16 protein-coding genes are annotated in these 21,418 nt (G+C 43.9%); all 16 read right to left on the bottom strand.

Annotated features, from left to right (window positions below; all coding sequences use genetic code 11):
- From tssM to AC6R00_RS01330, 16 genes are read right to left on the bottom strand one after another with little or no spacing between them, the layout of a single operon-like run.
- A complete protein-coding gene (gene tssM / locus AC6R00_RS01405; RefSeq protein WP_500639101.1) occupies nucleotides 1–3,378 on the bottom strand; it encodes a type VI secretion system membrane subunit TssM in 3,378 nt (1,125 codons plus the stop codon).
- The gene (gene icmH, locus AC6R00_RS01400; protein WP_500639100.1) at nucleotides 3,375–4,580 is read right to left on the bottom strand and encodes a type IVB secretion system protein IcmH/DotU; all 1,206 of its coding nucleotides are present in this window, start codon (nucleotides 4,578–4,580) and stop codon (nucleotides 3,375–3,377) included. The genes tssM and icmH overlap by 4 nt, the downstream gene beginning before the upstream one ends.
- A gap of 4 nt (nucleotides 4,581–4,584) precedes the next feature.
- Entirely contained in the window at nucleotides 4,585–5,916 is a 1,332-nt protein-coding gene (tssK, locus tag AC6R00_RS01395) for a type VI secretion system baseplate subunit TssK (protein WP_500639099.1), read from the bottom strand.
- Between the two features lie 20 nt (nucleotides 5,917–5,936).
- Nucleotides 5,937–6,419: a type VI secretion system lipoprotein TssJ gene (gene tssJ / locus AC6R00_RS01390; protein WP_500639098.1), complete on the bottom strand. Its 483-nt coding sequence runs from the start codon at nucleotides 6,417–6,419 to the stop codon at nucleotides 5,937–5,939.
- The gene (locus AC6R00_RS01385) at nucleotides 6,419–7,363 is read right to left on the bottom strand and encodes a type VI secretion system-associated FHA domain protein (protein ID WP_500639097.1); all 945 of its coding nucleotides are present in this window, start codon (nucleotides 7,361–7,363) and stop codon (nucleotides 6,419–6,421) included. The genes tssJ and AC6R00_RS01385 overlap by 1 nt, the downstream gene beginning before the upstream one ends.
- Nucleotides 7,364–7,366: 3 nt before the next feature.
- Nucleotides 7,367–8,089: a transporter substrate-binding domain-containing protein gene (locus AC6R00_RS01380; RefSeq protein ID WP_500639096.1), complete on the bottom strand. Its 723-nt coding sequence runs from the start codon at nucleotides 8,087–8,089 to the stop codon at nucleotides 7,367–7,369.
- On the bottom strand, nucleotides 8,077–9,084 hold the full coding sequence (locus tag AC6R00_RS01375) for an ABC transporter substrate binding protein (protein ID WP_500639095.1): 1,008 nt from the start codon (nucleotides 9,082–9,084) through the stop codon (nucleotides 8,077–8,079). Before AC6R00_RS01375 ends, AC6R00_RS01380 begins: the two co-directional genes overlap by 13 nt.
- Complete coding sequence (locus tag AC6R00_RS01370; protein WP_500639094.1) at nucleotides 9,081–11,624, bottom strand: MFS transporter; 2,544 nt, start codon at nucleotides 11,622–11,624, stop codon at nucleotides 9,081–9,083. Before AC6R00_RS01370 ends, AC6R00_RS01375 begins: the two co-directional genes overlap by 4 nt.
- Nucleotides 11,625–11,649: 25 nt before the next feature.
- Nucleotides 11,650–14,262: a type VI secretion system ATPase TssH gene (gene tssH / locus AC6R00_RS01365; RefSeq protein WP_500639093.1), complete on the bottom strand. Its 2,613-nt coding sequence runs from the start codon at nucleotides 14,260–14,262 to the stop codon at nucleotides 11,650–11,652.
- Between the two features lie 57 nt (nucleotides 14,263–14,319).
- On the bottom strand, nucleotides 14,320–15,249 hold the full coding sequence (locus AC6R00_RS01360) for a type VI secretion system baseplate subunit TssG (RefSeq protein ID WP_494505035.1): 930 nt from the start codon (nucleotides 15,247–15,249) through the stop codon (nucleotides 14,320–14,322).
- A gap of 15 nt (nucleotides 15,250–15,264) precedes the next feature.
- Nucleotides 15,265–17,016: a type VI secretion system baseplate subunit TssF gene (gene tssF / locus AC6R00_RS01355; protein ID WP_494505034.1), complete on the bottom strand. Its 1,752-nt coding sequence runs from the start codon at nucleotides 17,014–17,016 to the stop codon at nucleotides 15,265–15,267.
- Nucleotides 17,009–17,434 carry a type VI secretion system baseplate subunit TssE gene (gene tssE, locus AC6R00_RS01350; RefSeq protein WP_494505033.1) on the bottom strand — a complete coding sequence of 142 codons (426 nt, stop codon included), beginning with the start codon at nucleotides 17,432–17,434 and terminating at the stop codon, nucleotides 17,009–17,011. The genes tssF and tssE overlap by 8 nt, the downstream gene beginning before the upstream one ends.
- A complete protein-coding gene (locus tag AC6R00_RS01345) occupies nucleotides 17,434–18,831 on the bottom strand; it encodes a type VI secretion system contractile sheath domain-containing protein (protein ID WP_500639092.1) in 1,398 nt (465 codons plus the stop codon). Before AC6R00_RS01345 ends, tssE begins: the two co-directional genes overlap by 1 nt.
- 55 nt (nucleotides 18,832–18,886) lie before the next feature.
- Nucleotides 18,887–20,365, bottom strand: a complete 1,479-nt coding sequence (gene tssC / locus AC6R00_RS01340; RefSeq protein WP_500639091.1) for a type VI secretion system contractile sheath large subunit — start codon at nucleotides 20,363–20,365, stop codon at nucleotides 18,887–18,889.
- Nucleotides 20,365–20,868, bottom strand: a complete 504-nt coding sequence (gene tssB, locus AC6R00_RS01335; protein WP_004748702.1) for a type VI secretion system contractile sheath small subunit — start codon at nucleotides 20,866–20,868, stop codon at nucleotides 20,365–20,367. The genes tssC and tssB overlap by 1 nt, the downstream gene beginning before the upstream one ends.
- Nucleotides 20,869–20,887: 19 nt before the next feature.
- Nucleotides 20,888–21,409 (bottom strand): Hcp family type VI secretion system effector, encoded by a 522-nt coding sequence (locus AC6R00_RS01330; protein WP_069666239.1) that lies wholly within the window; start codon nucleotides 21,407–21,409, stop codon nucleotides 20,888–20,890.
- Nucleotides 21,410–21,418 lie beyond the last annotated feature (9 nt).

Here is a 21,418-nt window from a genome sequence, read left to right as displayed (position 1 = left end):
TTAAATGCTGGCAGGAAGTGAGAAAGCAGAGAAGAAGTTCGGAACAAATGGGTTATTTTGCCCTTGCGTCTTAATGCTTAATTCAACCTGACTATCGTCATACACAAACTTCACGGTGGTATCTTGAGATGTTGTCGATACTACTCTTGGTTCAATCAACTTGAACCAAGCCCAGCTCCCAGTGAACTTCTCATCGGCTACCTGCGTTTCTTGCGCTTGTAGTTTGAATCCTATCGAGTCTTTGTCCACGTCTTTTGCTGACCACGTCTGCTTGCTCCATAGCCTTGGGCCGTGTTGATAGCTAAACAGAGACTTCTCAGCAATGATAGAGAACTGAGTGAGGTTCGAGCTCATCTCCATCGCTTTTAGTTGGAACTGAAGCGTTAGGTTTTGCGGATCTTGCAAGAACAGTGCATTACGAATGTCCGTCGCTTTGCTAATCATCTGCCAAACGTTAGGGTCAAGTGCCAATCCTGAGTTCGGTAGTAACCCCGGCAAGAAAGGCGAGCGTTCATCGGTAGAGAAACTTTTTAGTTTGCTCTGGTAGAACTTATCCAACACACCATTACTCTTAAAGAAAGAGGCGACATCGCTGGTCGTAGCATCCACTGAAGCGGTTTTATTAAATGGATAGTACGCTGCAATCGTATCTTGATAGGTTTGGAAGACCTCGCTTTGCCAAGCAGTGTTGAGATAACCATGTGCCAGTAGCATCACCATTTCATTTGCCTGCGTAGTCACGCCAGCAATGATGTCGAGTGACAGCTGAGGCTGTTTTTCAGTTTGTTTTGCGACAGAGGAAACAGGGTTACTCACCTTTAGCTCTGCGGTCAGGGTAGAAAAAGCAAGCTCTTGAGGTTTGTCTGAAGAGTAAAACTTCTCTAGATACGTTTCCATTTCTGTAAATTGGCTAAGAAGTGTATCTATTGCTTTTGTACCCTGTTCATTGGCTTCCACTTGCTGGTGGTAAGGCATAAAGGCAATGTAAATCTGGCGAGCAGACTCTTTCTTATCGGCATCTTGAGCTGGTGGCTGCGCTTCGCCTTCGGCAGCTTTGGGCACTTCAATTTCTACTGACGTGTATTTGCTGATCGTGCCATAAAGCTGAGCTAGTGGGTTATTTGATGCCGTCGTAAGCACAGATAGTGTATTTTTCAGTGTGTCGGCACTATCAACGTTGTTAGCGAGAATATGAGAGGTGAAATCTCGCCAGTAATTAATGTAGTCGTTTTGATACATCTGCTTAAGGTCGCGACTAATACGGTAGAGCTCTAGCGCACTTGGAGAGCTACCAGCAACCCCTTCATATGCTTGCAATGCTTCAGTAAGAACAGGCGATCCAACTGAAAGGTCAAGCTCGTTAAAGCCTGATGGAGTGTACAAATAGGGTACTAAATAACCGACATAATTTGGTGAGAAACTAAGCAGTTGAGAGAAGTTTGAACCCAACTCTTGACGCACATCGACGCGTTTAGAGTAGGTTGGCGAGTTTAGGATATGCTCGTATAGCAGAGTCTCAACACCAGTTTGGTTGATGACTTTCTTAGCTAACTTCTCAAGATCAAAATTGGCTTTAGTTGGAACTAAGTCTTGAGCGAATACATCATCAAGCAAAATTTTAAGCTGAGCAAGGTTTACACTGTCTGCTTCGCCTTGGTCAGTGAGAGACGACATAAAGTAACTTTTGAGTTCTTCAATGTTGGTGCGCTTAGGATCGAACAGCAGGCGATAGTTGTTCAATAAAGATAAGGTCTTGGCTTGATCTTCTAGATTGACGTAGACAAACAGATCTTTTTCTAAGGTGTTTTCCATCGAAGGAATAAGAACACGAGCTAGCTCGTCGAAATAAGCGGCTTCCACTTCCTTCTTAATGCTTGAACTTGGCATGAAGGGCAGGGTGTACCAAGGGTCTGGTTGAAGGTAGAGTGCGTAGATACGGTTGAGAGAATACAAGTTCGGGATATTGTCCGCCATGTTCTCAATATCGTAAGGTGAAGCAGCGATCGCCTCTTTATAGCGCTCTAGCATGTTATCAGCTCGTGTTTCACGCGCGTTTTGGTAGTCAAAATCTAACTTAATAATCGCTAAGGTGGCGATTAGGAACACGGCACAAAACACGGTGTAAGCACCTTGCCAGAATATCAGCATATTCTCTTTGCGTCGGTTAACGCCAACAAGCTCATTTTCATTCAATACCACGTGGTTCATGATGTGCTGAGCAAACAGGGTCTGAGTCACTGGAATTTGTTGGTGTTGCTGGAACTTCTCATTGCCTAAAGACTGATTGATGACATTAGCCAGCAGATCATACTGCTTTTCACCGGAGCCGCTGTGAGTGAAATAAAATCCACGGAAGTTGAGACCATTGCTTAGCTGATCACCGCGATACAGTCTTTGCAAGAAATGCCACAAACTTTGTTTTAGCAAGCCAAACTGGTAAGGCGCAGCACAGATAGAGTTGCGATATTCTTGATTAAGCTGTGAAGAAAGCGCGCTGCTGGTGTTAGCAATCAATTGGCTGATTAAATGGTCATACTCCTCGTGATACCAATCGGCATCGATACCGCCATTTTTAAGGACTGGAGACGTTGCGCCAAATACATCGTTGCGTTTGGCTTCATCAAATGCAGAAAAGAACTGACAGAAATCGTTCACCTGGCCCATGTTGGTTATCAGGTTATACACGGGTAGATTCAGTCCGAATGTGTCATTGAAGGTTTTAATGGTCGATTTAACGTCATCAGCTCGCTGAGTGAGTTTTTCTTGGTTGCCCAATAACGTTGCGACTTCGGTTGTTAACAACAAGCCGTTTACAGCCTGACGCGGACGCCATTTATTGAGGCTGTCTGAGAGCGTTTTTAAATATTGAGGCTGCTGGTCTTCACCCATACTAATGGAGATGAGAATAGAGTGTTCGCTTAGCCAGAAGAGAATGGGAAACTCGATGTCATTACCGAAATCATCAACTTTGTACGCCTCGTATCCCATTTGTGTGATGATGCTTTTATCTTTGCATGGGTCATCGCTCAACAGCAGGTAGATAGGTTGGTCGTAACGACTGTTGAGCCTTTTCTTACGTTTTTGAACGCCAAGCATGCGTTTAAAATGCAGAGCCAAGAGTTTACTTCGTTTCTGAATCAGTAATCTTTGTTGATCGGAAGTTTTACTTTCACCGCGCTTACGCTGCATCAGCCAGTAGGTGAGTAAACCGATAAGGAGACCCATGAAGAATGATAAGGTCCCACCGAGAAGAAGTTTCTCTGGATAACCTAGCCACCAGGTTAAGGCGCCACCTATCAGCATGACAAGCAAAGCAAGCACTATAGACCAGACAAGGCTGCGCTTTCTTGAATTCTGTGCGGGTTTAGCGTCACTCATCGTTGTTGTGCCTCTTTATCATTTTTATTGTAGTTCTGTGTGTTTCTCACGATGATCGGTGTGAGCTGGTCTTTTTCTACATACCAGCTTTTAATGTCTCTTGCTTGTTCCGAGGATTCACTGCGTACGATAACGCGGAAGTAGGAATCAAATTCGTCAACAACAGGCTCGTATTTTGAAGGTGCGAGTGTAGAGACAAAGTTTTCAGCGTTTTTCTTCGAAGAAAATGTTGCTAATTGAACTAACCAAGATGAATGGCTGGTACCTAAATTAGGTGGCGCTGGAGCGTCGACTAGTTCAACTTTACTTGCGCGTTGGGGCATTGTTTCTAAGTCAGCGTCATCACTGATAAAGACAATATCATTCACTTGGCCTGACATAACATAGCGGGCACTGAAGTCCGGTAAATTGTTAAAATCGCGAGCTCGCTGCGAATGGGTCTTGTTGTACCAGAAATAGGTAAGGCCAATACTGGTAAAGACAAGGCACAGGAAGAACACAGTGGTGATGAAGTAGCGTTTACGACGTGTCGGTTTACGTACTTTAGGCAGTTTAATTCGAGTACGGCAATGTATCGCGCTCGTTTGTCGATACTGGCTGATCAACTGTTCTAACTGATGAATAAATGATTTTAACTGATCATTTCCAGTTTCTCTGTACTGTCCCTTAAATCCAATGTTTAGGAAAATGTAGATGATTTCCAGTAGGTCAATCATCTTATGTGGCTGTCTAAGCGCTTTATCTGCGACGGTAAAAAACAGCTCACCGCCATTTCTCATTCCAAACAGTTCGCTAAGCAGGGTTTTGTTCTCCCAGCCTCTCGATTCTCCCCATTCGCTGTAAATAATCAGTTCGTCTAAGACGACGGCATAGAGGAAGCAGAGCTTATCGATGACTGCGACAGGGTAGGAAAGCTCAGCGCCTTTTGTTTTGATGTCATTAATCCCGTCAACTAGCTGATGACGTAAAGTCGTGACGTCTTCTGGCTCGGGAAGCGTAGAGACTTTTAATGTGATCGCTAATAGTTCGCTGCTTATGTTAAGTAGCTGGTTTTCTGCTTTGTCAAAGTAGTGCAGAAATTCGCTACGCCCGCGGCTGGCATCAACGGAGGTCCATGTACTGTCGCTGACATCGTCTTCCTTAGCGACGAACTCGGATTCCTTTGCATCCCAGACTAGGGTTTCTTCATCCAAATAGTCCATAGCATTATCTCAGGGCGTAAAGCATAACTTCGAGGTCTGCGATACGAGTATCGACATGTAGAGCAATCGCATCGCGGTTTTCGAGCATTTCTAACCACATGCGGTCGGCAGTGTCGACTTCAAAGTAGGACACGCCCTGCATTGGTTTAAGTTCACTCGGGGCGACCGGCAATGGCGATAGAGCGATACCCGATAGGCCATTTCGAACGATCTCAACAATACGAGCATTGTTGCTCAACTTGGCCGCGATAGGGAACAGCTCATTGAGTTCAGCACTGCTAATGGTCGACTTAACAGAGAGGACAAATCGACGATTCGACACGCTTGCAGTGTCTTTGATTAATGTTCTGAGTAATCGACGACGTTCGAACAAAGAGCTATCCCAAGCAAACTCTAGAACCGAGTCTTGTTGAACAAGCGTGAGCATATTGCGCAGAGAGGCAAACAACGGGTTAAAACTCTCGTAGAGCTTGTGATACTGCAATGGCTGACATGGGTCTGGTATAGCTGGAGTTAAAGCCATGATCTGAGCTTCGAACTTACGCAACTCACCGTAGACTTGGTGTGTTTGCAGCTTTGGATTGCTAATAGAGAGATCAAACCACGGGAGCCAACTGTTCAAGGTTTGCAGCCACAAGTAATCTTGCATCATCGATTGTGGGCTTTTTTGACCTTGGCCAGCCTGAATTCGCTGTAATAGGGTGGCAGCGCGATTTGCAGTGAGTGCGTGTATTTCTTTTAAACGTTCAAGTAGCAGTTGAGAGGCGCCGTAATGTAAACAAGCTGGAATAAACGCGCGATCAAGGATCACTTCACCGGCTTCGGTGCATTCCAAAATTTTGGCTACGGGGATCAGGGTAAAACCAGAGGTATCTTCACCTTCCAATTTGATAGAGATATTCAAATGAGCAACATCGATCTCGACGCTCGCATTTTCTGAAGTCGAAGTATCAAATACATTAATAGAACGAGACAGGTAACGGCCCTGATCCGATTGCTCTTGTCCGTAGTCATTATTGCCCTGCAAAGAGATAGGTAGGGCGAGGTATACTACTGTTTCAATGCTTCCTTGGATGACATCTCTGGCAACTTCATGCTTCATTTCAAATTGAGTACCGTCAGGAAAAACACCTGCGCTACTAGCGATAGAAAGCTTACCAATTTTTAATAATTCGTGATTGATGGTGAGTTCTGTCACACCATAAAAGGGAGCAAATCCAGCAAGAGTCTCAACGTTCTGACGAACATAGTTCTGTACGTAGCGATCCTGTTGCTGAAAATGTTGTGGGGCAATAAACATGCCTTCTTGCCAAACTACTTTTTTAAACGCGTCCACGTTAGTTCCCTATATACTGACTAAAATACTTGCCACCAGCTGGATTCAGGTGTGACTATTTCTAATGAGGCTTTTGCCCCTTGTATGTTGAGCTGCAGATATTGATCTGCTTGGACTGGCAAAGTGGAAAATGCCTTTGTCTCACTATTTTGGTAATCAACGAACTCGACAAGAACGCCAACGTATTGCGTCGTTTTGTTGATGTCTAATACTTGCTCGGTACTCGTGTCAGGAAGTATTACTGGCAATACTTGTTTTGACACTAGGTTTGCGCTTAATAGCTGAACATCGTTTGAGTACAGATCAATAAACGGTAATTGCTTGAACATCTGTACATCTGTTAACTGATACAACCTAACGACCACAGGGTTTGCTGTGTTTGAATCAGAAGGATTCATCGTTGCGTCTGATTTTATTGTTAAGTTGTATTGAGAAACGACAGGGACTGGATCAGAAGAGCACCCAGCTAACAAAATTACTGCCGCTAAATACCACTTTCTCATCAACCTTCCTCTCGCTGTTTCTGCATGTTTTCCAAAAACAATGCTTTGAACTGGCGACGAAAGTCTCCATTTTGCTGTCGGTGTTGGAAGTGCTTACGATAAATCTTCCAGTACTTTTTCTCTTTGTTGCTGAACAGTCCGCCTGATAAGTACTCGCTAAATTGGCTTTCGAGTTCTTTAGGAGCGAACTCATTTAAGAACTGATCAACGGTTTTTTCTAGTGCATCAAACAATGCATCATGGTGAAGCATTGGATTTTGCAAATACTGTTGGTTTTTCTCAGACAGCGTAAGTAATTTCTCGATAGACGCTTCCAGCTGAGTATTATTGCTTGGCGTATCGACAGGAAGATACTCAAGATCAGTGGCTTGTTCGAAGGTCTTCGTTTGCGCTACTTCATCGACCTCGACGTGAGCAGCAATTTCGTCGCTATCTAAATCTTCAAACGGGTCTGAGGCAAAAGGATCATCGCTTAGAACATTTTTATGTGAAAACGAAGCACTGTTTTGTTTTGGTTTTGGCGTTTCTGTTTGCTCTAAGAACTCGGTCTCGTCATCGTTAAGGTTTAACTCAAATGGCTGAGAGAAAATGTCGTCATCATCTTGTTGAGGCGACTCAGTATTTGATGACACAAGAGTAGAAACAAGCATGGTGTAGTTTTCTACTTTAATAATGTCTCCGTCATTGAGTGGGTACTCTTTATCCTTCATCATGACTTTGTCGTTTATTGAAGCGCTATTTTGACCACGACTAATCAATACATAGCCTCGATCAGTCAGGCGGACTTCGCCGTGAGTACGGGAAATGCGTTTGCTTTGGTCGGGTAAACAGATATCACACGCAGGGGCACGACCAAGGGTGCCTCCTGATTCTGGAAGATACACAACTCTTGAGGCTACAACCTCTTCAGTGGGTACAGAAATCAAATGGATACTGACGGCCACTAGTTACCTCTCACATTTAGATACGGCTGCATTGAATGCAGATAAGAAACCAGAATACTTAGTTAGGAAACGATTCGAAAAATAGACGCCCATCGGTTTAGTCTCGAGAACTTGATACTGGAAAAAATCGCTCGGTAAACCTGCCTCATCTAACTCACTTTTGAAGACCAAATCATCTTCTAAAGCAATGTCAATTTCCCTTTGTTTTAAAAGCTTTAGTAATACTTTAGCATCTCTAGGCTGTTTGACTACGTTATAGCCGTTACGTTTTAGCCAAAACCACTTATTCGACCCAAATTTAGCTGAGAACTTAAGGTTGAGCTTTGACAATTCATCAATTTTAGGCTCGACACCTGGGCCGAAATACCACATGAGCTTCTGTTCTGCGATAGGTGCTGAAAGTGTGGCGTACTCGTCGCGTTCGTCAGTCTGAGTTGCAATAAAAAAGCCATGCTGAGCACCACTGTGTACGCGTAGCTGCGCGTCAGACCAACTGGTCATTGTTAGTTGGTATGGTTGGCCCATTTTTCCAAGGATGCATTTTACTTTATCCAGTGCTATGCCTTGCATTTGTCCGTGCTTGTACTCTTGGTAAGGCGCCCACTCTTGGGTGGTTAACAGTAATCGAGCTGGTCCAATGCTAGTTTGTGCGAAAGCATGGGCACTGCTAAGCAGTCCCATCATAATCATTAGGCAGAAAGTAAAACATGGCATCATTCTGACCATTCATTTCCTCCAATTAACTCGGAAATCTTTAAAATTGAAACAGGGGGATAATAATCCAAAGTGCGCGCGGCACCCACATTGACGATGTATGAATACTGGCTAAGTGGCTCAATAGGCAAGTCTTGGGCTTTACGTTTGTTGCTCAAGATTTGTTCTGCTTTGTGTCCAGCAAATTCACCAACGTTATAATAACGGCTAACTATACCAAATAGCGCGTTATGATTGCGAATAGGGGATTCAGTTGCTGAAAAAGTAGCTATTCCTTGGGCGTGAAGGCTATCTACGATGCCTTTTCCTTGGCTGATGATGTATGAGTCGGGCGGTAAATAAGCAAGTTGGACCTTATCTTCCAGCATAGTATCGATCACTTTTGATAGTGAGCTTAAGTCTGGTTTACCATCTTTAGTGCGCAGAGGGTACAAATAAACATCCATCCCGAACTTCGCAGATAGCATTTGTATCTTGCGTGCGGTTATCACTGCGTTGTTTTCTAACGGGTTGAATACGATGCCCATTGTCGAAATATTGGGTAACTTTTGAATCGCATTAAACTGAACCTGATGGGGCACAATATGGCTCACACCAGTAAAGTTACGATGCATGGAGCCGTCGTCAGAGATGATCTTTGAGCCAACGGGATCTGTCACGATACTAAAGACCACAGGGGTGTTGCTGTGTTGTCTAAATGACGTTGGTTTGTCTTCGGTGCCTAAGAGTGAGAGCGTCGTTGTGGTACCAAACGTGTACACAAGGTCTGCGTCGTATGAGTCTATGTTATTAATATAATTAGATAACGTTTCCCTGTCTCTTTTGGCGTCAAGCAAGGTGTAACTTACAGGCATTTTACTTGATAGATATTCCATAAAGCCTTTTTCAGCGTCAGTAACACCTCGCCATAAGATCATGACAACATGCTTTTTCTCTGCTGCGAATGCCAACGTTGGTACTGAGAACTGCGTGACCAAGGTGATCAAAACTAAGATTAAAACTCTCATTTTGCTACCTCTAGTTGTCTATCTTTTTTAGTGAAGAATGCGTAGAAACCCACCAACACCGTAGAGCTGATAAACAGCGTGATGCCAAACAGTATGATGGTGTCTTGGAAACCAAATAGGCTGAGGCATAAGCCCGCTAGCATTGGTCCTGCAATATTTCCGATACGCTCGGTTAATCGGAAAATACCGATTGTTTTTCCTTTATCAATCCCCTCGTTGGCGAGTAAGTCCATGACCAACGGAATTTGTGGTGAGACACTGATGCCGTGTGCAATACCAATTAGAATAACGATCATTAATAACCCCATCGTACCTGGCAGGAAGACGATGTTGACTAAGGCTAATGCTGAGAGAAGTCCACCAAATACGATGAACTTAATCTTGTTATCCCAACGATCTACGAGGAAAGCACTCAATGGTGAAATAACAATAATCGCGATGCCGTAACTCATCATGACACGACCCGATACTGCGCTGCTTTCGCCTAAATACTGCAAATAAACTGGGCAGATGTAATAAAGGAAGCCTGTGAGAACGACCTTGGCTGGTATTGCACTGAAAAAAGTAATCAGTGAGAAGTATTTGTTGCTGAGCAAGACTTTAAAGTCATTGAGCCGAACTGGCTTACTTTGAGCGTTTGAGCTGCCGCGGCTGAAAAAGCTCATAACAAATAAAACGCTAACCAAGGCTAAGACAGATGCGAGCATAAAGGTAACGCTATAGCCAAGCTTGTCCGCTAAGATACCACCGATTGCCGCGCCACACAGAGAACCAGAGAAAAACGACGATAAGAAGGTAGACATACCTTTAGTTCGGTTTTTTGTCGTCGTAGTATCAGTGATATACCCTTGGGCAGAAATGAAGACGATCCCATAACCCACTGCAGTATAGGCTCTCGCAATAAGTAGAAGTTCAAGTGTTTGACAGACAGCGGTAAGAGCTAGGCCAGTACTCGTGATTAAACCGCCGACAATTAAGGATTTTCGGCGACCTACTTTATCTGACCAATAGCCGGCAAAGGGTAGGGAGATTGCCCAACAGAACATAAACAGAGAGATAGGTAAGCTGGTGACTAAGCTTTCAGGTATCCAATCTTGCGAGCGAGATAAGCTGGCTACAAAATTGGGGAAAAACGCTAATGAAGCCGCTTCTGCGAAGACTAACATAAACAATGGCAGTCGAATAAAGCGATAGTCTTGAAGATTTTTAACCTTAAGCTCTTTGTTTGAATGTTGTCTTTGGATAATCGAGTTGATGCTATGAGTCACACGCCCAAGCTCATCTTTGGCAGAAATTCGCGCGAGCCACAATGATGCGCCAATTTTTGAGTCTGTTAGTAATTGTTTGATCTGGTGCCAAGGTTTTATGATCATGAAATTACAGACAAAAAGTATAATTTCGATAACCACTAGGGCTGAAGCGATAAGCACCGTTAACATATCCATTAAGCTATCTTCGATTAACTGAGGGATAATGTTCATGTCGGTGGTCATCTTGATCGATGTTTGTGAATCTGGGTCGATTTCCAGATTTACTGAAGATGAATGGTCGTTACCCGTAAAGTTATTCGGGTATTGATACAAAGACGTTTCAGCCTGTTGAAGCTCAATAGAGAGCAGTTCTTTATGCTGATTAAGATACTCAGAAAACTCGTCTTCGAGGCCGTAGAGTCTATCTAGGGGCACACCTTGTTTGAGCAGCCTTTGGATCATACTGCTGAGTGTGTCACCAATGACGATGGATTTTTGTTCTAACTGCGTTTCGTAAGTAGTCGAAAACTTATCGAGTGCCTGATAAGAACTCCCCACATTTGAAGCAATAGTCAGAACGATAGCCAATGCAATAATGAGTAGTGGGAAATATTTATCTCGAACGCGTTGCCAACCATTTTTTCCCTTTTTAGCGAAAAAGCGTTGATTGGCATTTTCAATAAGTTCTTTATCCGTAAGCCCCGGCTGTTCAAGGGTTTCAGAAATACCTTTTAGCTTCTTTAACAAAAAGTCTAAGCCAGTGTATAAGGCAAAGTAGCCAATAAAACATGCAATTAACACCCACATTAAGGTGTCAAACAGTTGTTGCATAAGAAGCGTCTGCTTAATGCTGTCTAAATAGCCGCTGGAGTAGTAAAGCTGAAGAGCACCTTCTTTAACATCAAAAGTATTGGTGATGTCAGACGCGATAAGTCGTTCGTTCTCATTGGCTTCACCAGCAGAGTAGAGGACATCCCCTTTATTGTTGACGACTTGCATTCGACTAATTCCGTCAACAAGCGATAGGCGTCTCTCTAAAAGAGATTGGATGTTTGAAATAGAAGAAAGTGGCAGGCCTAAACTTATAGCCTGCTTAATATCGTGATCGGTTTCGTTTAAGACGACTTGATAAGTCGAATCACTGGTTTGGGTTAGTCGTTTCTCAAAATTTAGATAGTTTAATGTGCTGTTTAAGCCATTGGAAAACAGTAAGACTGCGAAAATCGCTAACACGAGTTTGACTCTTAACGAGAAAAACGTACGACGTGAAGTGACATGGTTACTGCTCATACTTACTGCTTTCCTTGGCTATTTGTTACTTAATGGTTAGCTCAAAACCCGCTGGGTTTGATGCTGCAACAACCGAAACTTGAGAAATAGGCTGTTGTTGGCTCAGGCGGCTGATACATTCTTCCGCCAACTTTGGCATCAGAGAACGGTTGATGATCTGTTCAACGGCGCGACCACCTGTTGTTGGGTCCGTATTTTTGTTAACAACAAAGTCGACAAAACCCTTATCCCAAGTGAAGCTCGCTTGATACTGTTCAGCCAATTTTTTCTTAATTCGATTAAGAGAAATTTCGGTAATCTTCGATAGCTCTTCATCGTTAAGTGGGTAATAAGGCACAATCGTGGTACGGCCCAAGAATGCTGGCTTAAAGTAATGTTGTAAGTCAGGGCGAATGCTTTCTAGAAGCTCTTCATTGGTCATACGTTCTTCACGATCTTCACACGCATCACAAATCGCTTGGTCTGCTGCGTTAGAAGTCATAATGATAATGGTGTTTTTGAAATCAACCGTGCGGCCTTCACTGTCTTTGATATGCCCTTTATCAAAGATTTGATAGAACAAGTCGTGAACACCTGGGTGTGCTTTTTCCATTTCATCAAGAAGAAGAACAGAATAAGGGTTGCGTCGAATTGCTTCAGTTAACACACCACCTTCACCAAAACCAACATAACCAGCAGGAGACCCTAAAAGCATAGAGATCTTATGTTCTTCTTTAAATTCGGTCATGTTGATCACGGTTAGGTCATTGCTTCCTCCGTACAGTTGCTCCGCAAGTGCCATGGCTGTTTCTGTCTTACCAACGCCACTTGGACCACACATGAGGAATACGCCAATTGGTTTACGACTGTCTGTAAGCCCTGCACGAGAGATACGAATAGCCTTAGCAAGCTCTTGTTTTGCCACATTTTGGCCGATAACACGCTTATCTAGCTCTTCCTCAAGCGAAAGCAATCTAGCAATCTCATCACTCATCATGTTGCCTACTGGAATACCTGTCCAGTTAGCAATGATTTGGGCAATCGTATTGTCATCGACCATTGCATTTACGAGAGGCAATTCACCTTGCAATTCGTGAAGTTTGTCTAGCGTGTCATTGAGAGCACTCTGCTTGGTAAGATCGCCTTTCTCTTCACCTTCTGCGTTGCTAATCTCATCTTGCAAAGCCTTGATTTGATCAACTAATTCAACTTCTTGTTTCCAACGAATGTTCAGGGCTTCAAGCTTTGATTCATTGGTTTCAATTTCGCCTGTTATCTCTTTAATCTCATCTTCAGCAATACCGAAAAGCGCATTCTCTTTTTCCAGAGCCGCTTTTTCGTTCTTTTGATAACGGATCGTTTGCTCCAAAGATTCAATAACTTCAGGTTTAGCGCCTTGAGTCAGGGCAATACGTGCACTGGCCGTATCGAGTAAGCTGATCGCTTTGTCTGGTAACTGACGACTAGGCAGGTAACGAATAGAAAGGTTGACCGCTGCATCAATGGCGGTTTCAGCGATGAAAGCGCCGTGGTGTTTTTGTAGTGAAGCTGCTACGCCGCGCAGCATCTGTTTTGCATCTTCTGCATTAGGCTCTTCGATAGAAACCACTTGGAAACGACGAGTAAGGGCAGGGTCTTTTTCAAAGTACTTCTTGTACTCAGCCCAAGTCGTTGCAGCGATTGTTTTGAATTCGCCGCGCGCTAAAGCTGGTTTAAGTAAGTTTGCCGCGTCATTCTGACCAGCAGCACCTCCAGCACCGATGAGAGTATGAGCCTCATCAATGAATACGATGATGGGTACTTCACTGTTTTTCACTTCGTTGATGACGTCTTTAAGTCGGTTTTCAAACTCACCTTTAACGCTTGCTCCGGCTTGAAGTAATCCCAAATCCAGTGAATGGATTTGCACACCCTGAAGTGCTCCTGGGACTTCATCCGCTGCAATTCGAAGTGCTAGCCCTTCGACAACGGCTGTCTTACCTACGCCCGGTTCACCGACCATGATCGGGTTGTTTTGACGCTTTCTACAAAGAATATCGATGGCCTTGCGAACTTCGGCATTTCGGCCAGATATGGGGTCAATATTGCCGTCAATCGCTTGCTGAGTTAGGTTAATCGTATACTTACTTAGGGCATCGTTTGCTGACGGTTGGCCTGCTGGTGCACCACCTTCGGCTGCCGAAGTTTTGCTACGAGCAACAGCGGTTTTGTTAATCAACCCTTGTAATGACTCTAGTGATACTGATTGCAAACTTTCTAGTTGAAGCGTGTTTACTCCCAATACGTTTTGTTGCAGCAACGCCTGTATCAAATGCAAGCTGATCACTTCGCCGTGGCCGAAGTTTACTGACGCGATCATCCATGCGTCTTTAATAAGTTCGGTTAAGCCATGACTTAGAGTAGGTTGCCCTTCACTTCCTTTTGGAAGTCGAGCGATCTTGGTCGAAAGTTCATTAACAATTGCGTCTTGAGACAATTTCTGAGATTGCATCAAGTTACTCAAGTTAGCATCTTGCTGAGAAATTAATTGCAGTAACCAATGCTCAATCTCGATGGAAGGAACGCCTTGGTTCATGGCTGCGCCAGCAGAGACTTCAAGAGCCTGTTTCAGCTCAGGTGAAAGCTTGGCGACTAAATTTGTTAGTGTTACTTGTGTCATACGGTTTTCCTTGTATTTCGAAGCATCAAAACAACGAAGCTACGGAGTGTTTTTCCATTATTTGAGCAAGATACTTATCATTTTGTGCGGCTTTCTTTCTGGAGCGAGGCAATCAACCTCTCCCAGTTTTGCTGCACGGTTGATGTTGCTGGAAAGTGTAGGTCGCGAAAGGTATTCGCGTTTAACCTTAAGATAAATCGAAACTGGAGTATTATCGCGAAGGTAATGCTGAATGAGTTCACGCATACTACTTGCAAGCATTCGATCATTTTGAATATCTAAAAGGTCTTGTTCATTGGCTGGTTTTATCGATACAACCAAATGATTAAAATGAGTCAAACAGGTTTTTCCGATTAGAAACCCTTGTCCAACACGGCTGTTGTAATTGCGATTAACGCCGAGTTTGGTGAGTGAGTCTAATGGAAGTTGACGGCGCTCTTGGTGCTTCGCTGAGACTTCAACCTCATACGGGAAATAGTCATTCAGCATTTGTTCCAAGCTGCTTAAGTTACGGCTATTTTGTCCCAGTAAGAATGAGTATTGGAAAAAGTTACCGTGTTCGTCGTTAAGTGCAGCTATGTGGTTAAGTAGACGCGACTTTTCAGGATGTAGCTCATTTTGAACCACTAACCAAGGAGAGGTCTCCAGCTGAGCGACAAGTTCAAAATACCTCTGATTGAATACATCGAGAAAGTCTTTTAAAGCATGGTCGTCGTCATGCAGAGCTGCCAAAAGTTCTTCATAAATGTAGTAAGGGATTACACCTTTAACGCCCGATAACGCTTGCTTAGCAAGTCTCAGCTTAGCGTTATTGTTCTTTAAAGAAAAATACTGGATTTCACTTGCATCACCGGTTGGCATTGCTTCGGCTTTTAGTACCAAGCGAATCCGCTGATCTGATTCAGAGATAAAGTGCGACAGTAAACGCATCGCTTGAGCGAAATCGTATTTTTCAGTGTTATTGGTTAGGTCATTGACTACTTTCATGATTTCCACCCAACTCTATAAAGCGCTCTGGCTACCGTGAATCTTTGGGTAGCGTTTAACGTAACCATCGCGGCCATAAACCTTTATCGACAGTTGGATGTAACGATCAAAACTACAAAACTGCTGGAAAAAGCGATTAAGAACGTCGCTGAAAACTAGAAAACCACTGGTAGTATCCAATGTAATCTCTATTTCTGTTCCTGGTGAGAAAACGTTTTTGCCAAGAATTCTTAGTGCAGACACTTGTGAACGGATATTGACGTTACGAATCGTCTGGATTTCGTCTGCAGAAATTTGACTGCGACTACATAAACGCAGCATTCTCTTTAACGCTTCTTCAGGATGTTCTGCATGAAGCAGGGAGACAAAGTTAGCATTCAGCAGGGCGATAAACTGCCAGTGCAAATGTGGGTCTTGCTCTCGTGAAATAGGCGCTGAGGGTGGATAAATAGGGCTAAACTCACCCGGCAAATCGATGCTCTCTAGACACTCGAAATCCCCTTGAACAGCACAAGCTCGTTTCCCGTTAGTACAAAGAAGCCGAGTGCCGTACAGTTTATTGAACTCCAGGTCTTGTTGATTATTTAGGCTGATTGCGAGTCTGAATTCATTGTCGCTACCGCGAGTGCATTGCCAATGATCAGCTTTTGGATCCGAGCGATAGCTGTCTTTGAACAGAGGTGTGAGCGTTTTTTCTCCCATCGAGGTGATTTCATACACCTCAGTGACTTCAACGATCTCAATATCACCATCGCTGTGTGCGTCAGCATTGACTGGAATACTTAAACTACGCTGATCATAGGTTGTAGGCTCACCGGTTTGTTCGAACAAGTTAATCGCAGGTACAATATTTAGCTTAAATACTTGGTTATCGAATAAGCGCATAAACTCAGTCGGTAAGCTATGCATAAACAGGTTCAGAACAATATCTGATGTATCAAATTGCTTGATTGCTTGACCGAACTCTTTAAGACGGAAGAACTGACGTTTCTCTTTAAAGAAAAAGAACTCACTGATCAGTTGATAACCTGCAAACTGATTGCCTTTTTGTGGTAAAAACTGGAAGTTCGTATCGCTGATTCTACTTTTTAAACGCTCGGGTTCTAGTACCGCATGTTTTTCGCAGTCTGCATCAGAGATAGAGATAGCTTGGGTCTCAGCAAGCAATAGCTCGACCAGTGAATCTGCATTGTTTTCAAAACCTTGGACAAAAATATCTAGGTCTTCACAATCCAACGACGAGAAAAATACATCTGGATCACCCGTTGAAAAGCTGAGCTGTATTACCGCCGTTGTTTGCTCAGTACCAACTGGACGATTGAACTTGAAAGGGGCACTAGAGGCAGTTGTATCCATCAACTTAAATGAGGTGGTTTTTAGTTCATCGATAGTAGTAAAGGTGCAGCTTTGACCTTGCGCTACGGCTGAGAACTGAGAACCTTTAGGCAGTATTACTGACTCGGCCAGATCTGCCTCTTCATCGAGTTGGAGATAAGCAATGCTCGGAACGGTTTGTATGTAGCTTGGGTACAAAACACCAAGCAAACCTTCAACCACTTCTGGCAATTGGTCTGATAGTTTTTTTTCGACTGTGGCATTGAGTAAAGCCACGCCATCAAGCAGCCGAGCAAGGCTTGGATCCTCGATTTGGCCTTGATGTATGTTTAAACGTTCAGCATGACTAGGATGCTGGTGTCCAAATTGTCCTAAAGCGCGTCGAACAAGAGTCAGCTCCTGTTCGAAATATCTTAATAACGGATCACTCATAACTGTCCTCCGTCATTAATGTTCTTAAATCATTCAGCGAAATTTTTGAGTCAAATACCAACTCGGTTTCTCCTTGAGTGGTTTTGGCCTTTGCAACGATGTTAAACGCGATGGCGTTTTCATTTTCTTTGCGTTCACCAAGTTCAACCATGACGTTGGTTAATCTTGGCTCGAAGTGTTTGATGTAGCTTTCTAAACGAAGCGCGAGTTGAGCTTGGTCTAGACTAGCGCTAAGTAACTGCACGTCCTCAATACCAAAACGAAAATTAGAACGCTGCAGTTCAACAAAGCGATCATCTATCTCGAGTAGAGATGCTTCCGATTCAAGAAGTTTCGTTAGGTTATACTTGATGTCCTCAATGTCGTCATTCGGACCAGAGTTTTCATGTGGCTGAACAAAGGTTTTCCAGAAACTCATTACGCCACCTCATCCAGTTCAGTTGTCAGGACGACTTCGCCAGTGAAATGGTCGTACTGGTATTGGGGAACAATACGTAAAGTACAAGAAAAGCTTCCTTTGTGGTGCGGAGATTCTGTAACGCTTATCTTGGCGAAGCTTAGCGGGTATTTGGACAATGTTTCTTCGTTGGCAAATGAGACGTTGCTTGAGAATTTTTCAATCCAATGCGTTAAGAAAAGCTCACACTCTGATGCGGTATTGAAGCTACCTATCATTTCTCTCACTTGTACTTTTAAGTAATGAGCGATGCGACAAGACATCAGGCTGGTTTGAATTTGTGTGAGCACTTTTTCGTTATCGGTTTGAGAGCTACTTTGCCAAATCGAATTGTTGCCATTGAAGTAAAACTTTTCGCTCAAGGCACTCTTCGTCAACGGAATAAATCCATTTTGCGCGTAGAAGGTCGAAATTTGACCAAATAAAACGACATCCGTTTCAGGACGAGATAAAAACTGGCAGTCGTGATGCTCTAAGTTAACCAGTGCACCCTGAGCTTTATCGTTCCAGCGAGATTTCAAAAAACCAAACCAATTTACTCGATGATGTTCTCTCATGATGGTTGCAGCGAAAGCAAATGCAGCATTGCCCCACAGACCTTGGCCTGCCTCGTTGTAGATAAATCCAACTTTGGCATTCTTATAACTGTTACGCATACGTATGGATGGCATGACCAGTCCAACAAACTTTGATGAAGCTTTTTGTCGTAGTTCTTGCCAAGGTTTGTAGTCGCTACCTGCAAGGATTTTTTCAATCCGGTTAGTATCGGATAACCAGTCTGCAGTTGGCTGTACAAAGAATTGTTCATCGGGAGAAAACAGCATAGGGCATAAGGTAACTTCACCTAGTTTACCTAATAGCTCCAAGGTGAATAAGTCGTCATAGTCCGCATCAAAATCCATATCAAGTGAGATTTTGTGAGTAAAAACAATGCTACCAAATGGGTGACCACCTAGAGTGTTGAGTTCTTTGTTGCCAATTTTGTTGTAAAGTTCAGACCCTTTGATGGTATAGGCTTGGTTGACGTCGTTTGAAATCTCGGACCAATCCATATCAAGCAGTTTGAGTTTTGTACGTTGCTTGTTGACGGGCAGCTTGGCTAAGCCTTCCAGTCCGAGCCAACTGCCGTGAAGGGTCTCAAAGTCTTTGTGGTGCAGTATCTCATCAAGCTGTTTTGAAATGCCGTTGTCTAGCTCGGTGATCAACTGAGCGAGATACACAGTTAAACGACCTTTACTTGTGAGTGCTTCCGGAGCAATCTCAGACAGCAGAGATAGCGACTCTTTCAAAAAGTCGTTGTCTGTGGTGTCTAATCCGGCAAAATTCCGTTGCCATTCTGAATCGATGTTCAAATTCATCATGTCCTGAGAATAGAGAAAGAATAGGCCGGACAAGTCCGGCCTGATTTCTGGTTTAGCCTGGAATCTTAGCTACCATTCGAACCGAGGTTGTCAGTTCTTCAAGTTGTAGCCATGGGCGTAGATGCGCTACCGCAGAGTAAGAACCTGGGCGGCCTGGTTGTTCTACAACCTCAATACGTGATTCAGCTAGTGGTGTTTTCGCACGTTGCTCATTGCCAATTGCACCAGCGTTGGTGTATTGGTCGATCCAAAGTTGAAGTTCACGTTGGATGTCTGGAGCCTCTAGGTTTGAGCCTAGTTTATCACGGCCCATTACCTTCAAGTAGTGAGCGATACGGCCACTTGCCATGATGTAAGGCAGACGAGCAGAGATTGCAGCGTTTGCTGTTGCATCTGGATCAGTGAACGTTTTTGGTTTTTGAGTCGTTTGACCACCAATAAACACACCGTAATTTGAGTTCTTGTAATGAACCAGTGGTAGGAAGCCTAGGTCGCTAAGCTCTTTTTCACGCTCATCCGTCAAGTTAACCTCAGTAGGACATTGCTGTACTAGGTCACCCGCTTCCGTTTTGTAGGTTAAGTTAGGTAGGTTTTCTACCTTACCACCATTGTCTAGACCACGAATCGCGGTACACCAGCCTGACGCGGTGTAAGCTTGGGTCATTTTAAGACCTAAATCATAAGCTGCATTAGACCACACTAGCTCATCGTTGTTTGCAGGATTTGGATTACCATCCATATCCGTACCTAACTCTTCGTAATCAAATAAGTTAGTGCTTAGACCTTTGGCGCCGTATGGCAAGCGAGCCATAGTGCGTGGAAGCGTGAGTGTCACATAGCGAGCATCATCACTTTCACGGAACGAGTTCCAAGCTGCATAAGCTGGAGAGTCGAAACCTGCCGCTACAGGCTTGCCTTCGTCAAATGTAGTGAAGTCGTTGAATTCAAACATTTGTGCATTTGCAGCAGCAACAAACGGTGCGTGACATGCAGCAGCAACTTCACCCATGTAGCGAAGTAGGGCAACATCTTCATCTTTAGCGCTGAACTCATAGTCACCGATAAAGGTGCCGTATGGTTCACCACCAGCAGTACCAAACTCACCTTGGTAAACTGCGTTAAATAGCGGGCTACGATCAATTGCAGGTGCGTCTTCGAATTGCTCTAGTAGCTCTTCTTGACTAAAGTCGACCATCTTGATTTTAAGATCGCGGCCTAGCTCACTCTCTTTGACAAGTTTTTGCAGACCACGCCAAGAGCCTTCGAGCTTCTGGAATTCATTTTGCTGCATTACCTGAGATAGCTGTTGTGAAAGCTTCTTATCGATCTCAGAAATTGCGTTTTCAATGGTCTTAGTTAAGTTCTTGTCCCAAGTCACAGTGCCAGATAGCGCCTGCTCAGCAAGGACAGAGAAAAGTTCTTTGGTAGTATCAGCCGGAGTCTGAGTCGTTGCTTCAATCGCTCTGTCTAGAAAACTAAGAGCACCTTCTGCAGCTTCCGGTTGGGCTTGATTTTCAGCTTCTGTGCTCATTATTCAGCTCCTTCTTTATTGATACCTAATTCTTCAGACAGCGCATTAATGGTATCAGCGCTTTGAAGAACTTCTTTAAGTAGCTTTTCTAGGTCACGAGAGCGGTCAGCTTTTGAAAGCAGAACCTTAAGTTGGTTACGAGTCTCTACAAGTTTTTTCAGTGGTTCAACTTGCTCAACAATAGCTTCCGGTTCGAAGTCTTTCATTGAGTTAAACTGTAGGTTGGCTTCGAACTGGCTGTCATCGTCAGCCAGTACGTTGTCAACTTTTAGGCTCAGCTCTGGGCCGACACGCTTCATGACATTGTCGAAGTTGTCTTTGTCGACGTTATAAAACGTGCGCTCTTCAACATCTTCTTTATCTTGCTTATGACCCGAGTAGTCACCAATTACCCCAACAACAAATGGGAGTTCTTTGGTTTCTACAGCGCCATTAGTTTCCACATCGTAAGTAATACTTACGCGGTTCTTACTTACGCGTTTGTGTTGGGAATTAAGTGCCACAATGGATCTCCTTATTCAATTACGCCGCAGTCGAAGTCACTTTAGCTGTAGTTGCATCGAAGCCAACTTCAGGGCCTTTCTCGATCTTACCGCCTTCACCCTCGATGTAGTACGCTTTAGAAATTTCAGTGTACGTTAGGCTGAATGATTCGTTTGGTAGCGTGCCGTCTGATGCAGCCATGTTGTAGCTAGACATACGAGCAGCTTTAAGCGTTAGGATTAGGTATGGATCAGCACCAGAACCTTCACGGTTAGGCTTAGTCATTACGATCTCAACAGTTTTACCTTCACCACCTGGTGCGTATAGGAATGTTGTTAGGTGAGGAGTCGCACCGTCACATCCACGTGTCACGTTTACTTCACCTAGTGCAACCATACCTTGGTCTGCGTTGTTAGCGTTACCGACATCAATGCCTACACCACGTACAGCATTCCAAGTGATAGTGTCGATAGCGAAGAAGCCATCTTTACCACCAATCTTTTCTACTGTTGCAGCGCCTTTAGGTTTTGTACCGTCGATTCTCATGAAAATAGAAGCCATTTTATTCTC

Source organism: Vibrio sp. R10-SF1-ISO8 (assembly GCF_059833805.1).
Note: the sequence above shows the minus strand (reverse complement) of the source record. Positions and strands in the feature narration are given on the sequence as shown.

Coding starts and splice junctions, on each gene's coding strand:
- AC6R00_RS01360 (WP_494505035.1), bottom strand. CDS start 15,249: ATGAAAGTAGTCAATGACCTAACCAATAACACTGAAAAATACGATTTC.
- tssE (WP_494505033.1), bottom strand. CDS start 17,434: ATGAGTTTCTGGAAAACCTTTGTTCAGCCACATGAAAACTCTGGTCCG.
- AC6R00_RS01370 (WP_500639094.1), bottom strand. CDS start 11,624: ATGAGCAGTAACCATGTCACTTCACGTCGTACGTTTTTCTCGTTAAGA.
- AC6R00_RS01380 (WP_500639096.1), bottom strand. CDS start 8,089: ATGGTCAGAATGATGCCATGTTTTACTTTCTGCCTAATGATTATGATG.
- tssC (WP_500639091.1), bottom strand. CDS start 20,365: ATGAGCACAGAAGCTGAAAATCAAGCCCAACCGGAAGCTGCAGAAGGT.
- tssM (WP_500639101.1), bottom strand. CDS start 3,378: ATGAGTGACGCTAAACCCGCACAGAATTCAAGAAAGCGCAGCCTTGTC.
- tssH (WP_500639093.1), bottom strand. CDS start 14,262: ATGACACAAGTAACACTAACAAATTTAGTCGCCAAGCTTTCACCTGAG.
- AC6R00_RS01375 (WP_500639095.1), bottom strand. CDS start 9,084: ATGAGAGTTTTAATCTTAGTTTTGATCACCTTGGTCACGCAGTTCTCA.
- AC6R00_RS01345 (WP_500639092.1), bottom strand. CDS start 18,831: ATGAATTTGAACATCGATTCAGAATGGCAACGGAATTTTGCCGGATTA.
- icmH (WP_500639100.1), bottom strand. CDS start 4,580: ATGGACTATTTGGATGAAGAAACCCTAGTCTGGGATGCAAAGGAATCC.
- AC6R00_RS01330 (WP_069666239.1), bottom strand. CDS start 21,409: ATGGCTTCTATTTTCATGAGAATCGACGGTACAAAACCTAAAGGCGCT.
- tssJ (WP_500639098.1), bottom strand. CDS start 6,419: ATGAGAAAGTGGTATTTAGCGGCAGTAATTTTGTTAGCTGGGTGCTCT.
- tssF (WP_494505034.1), bottom strand. CDS start 17,016: ATGAGTGATCCGTTATTAAGATATTTCGAACAGGAGCTGACTCTTGTT.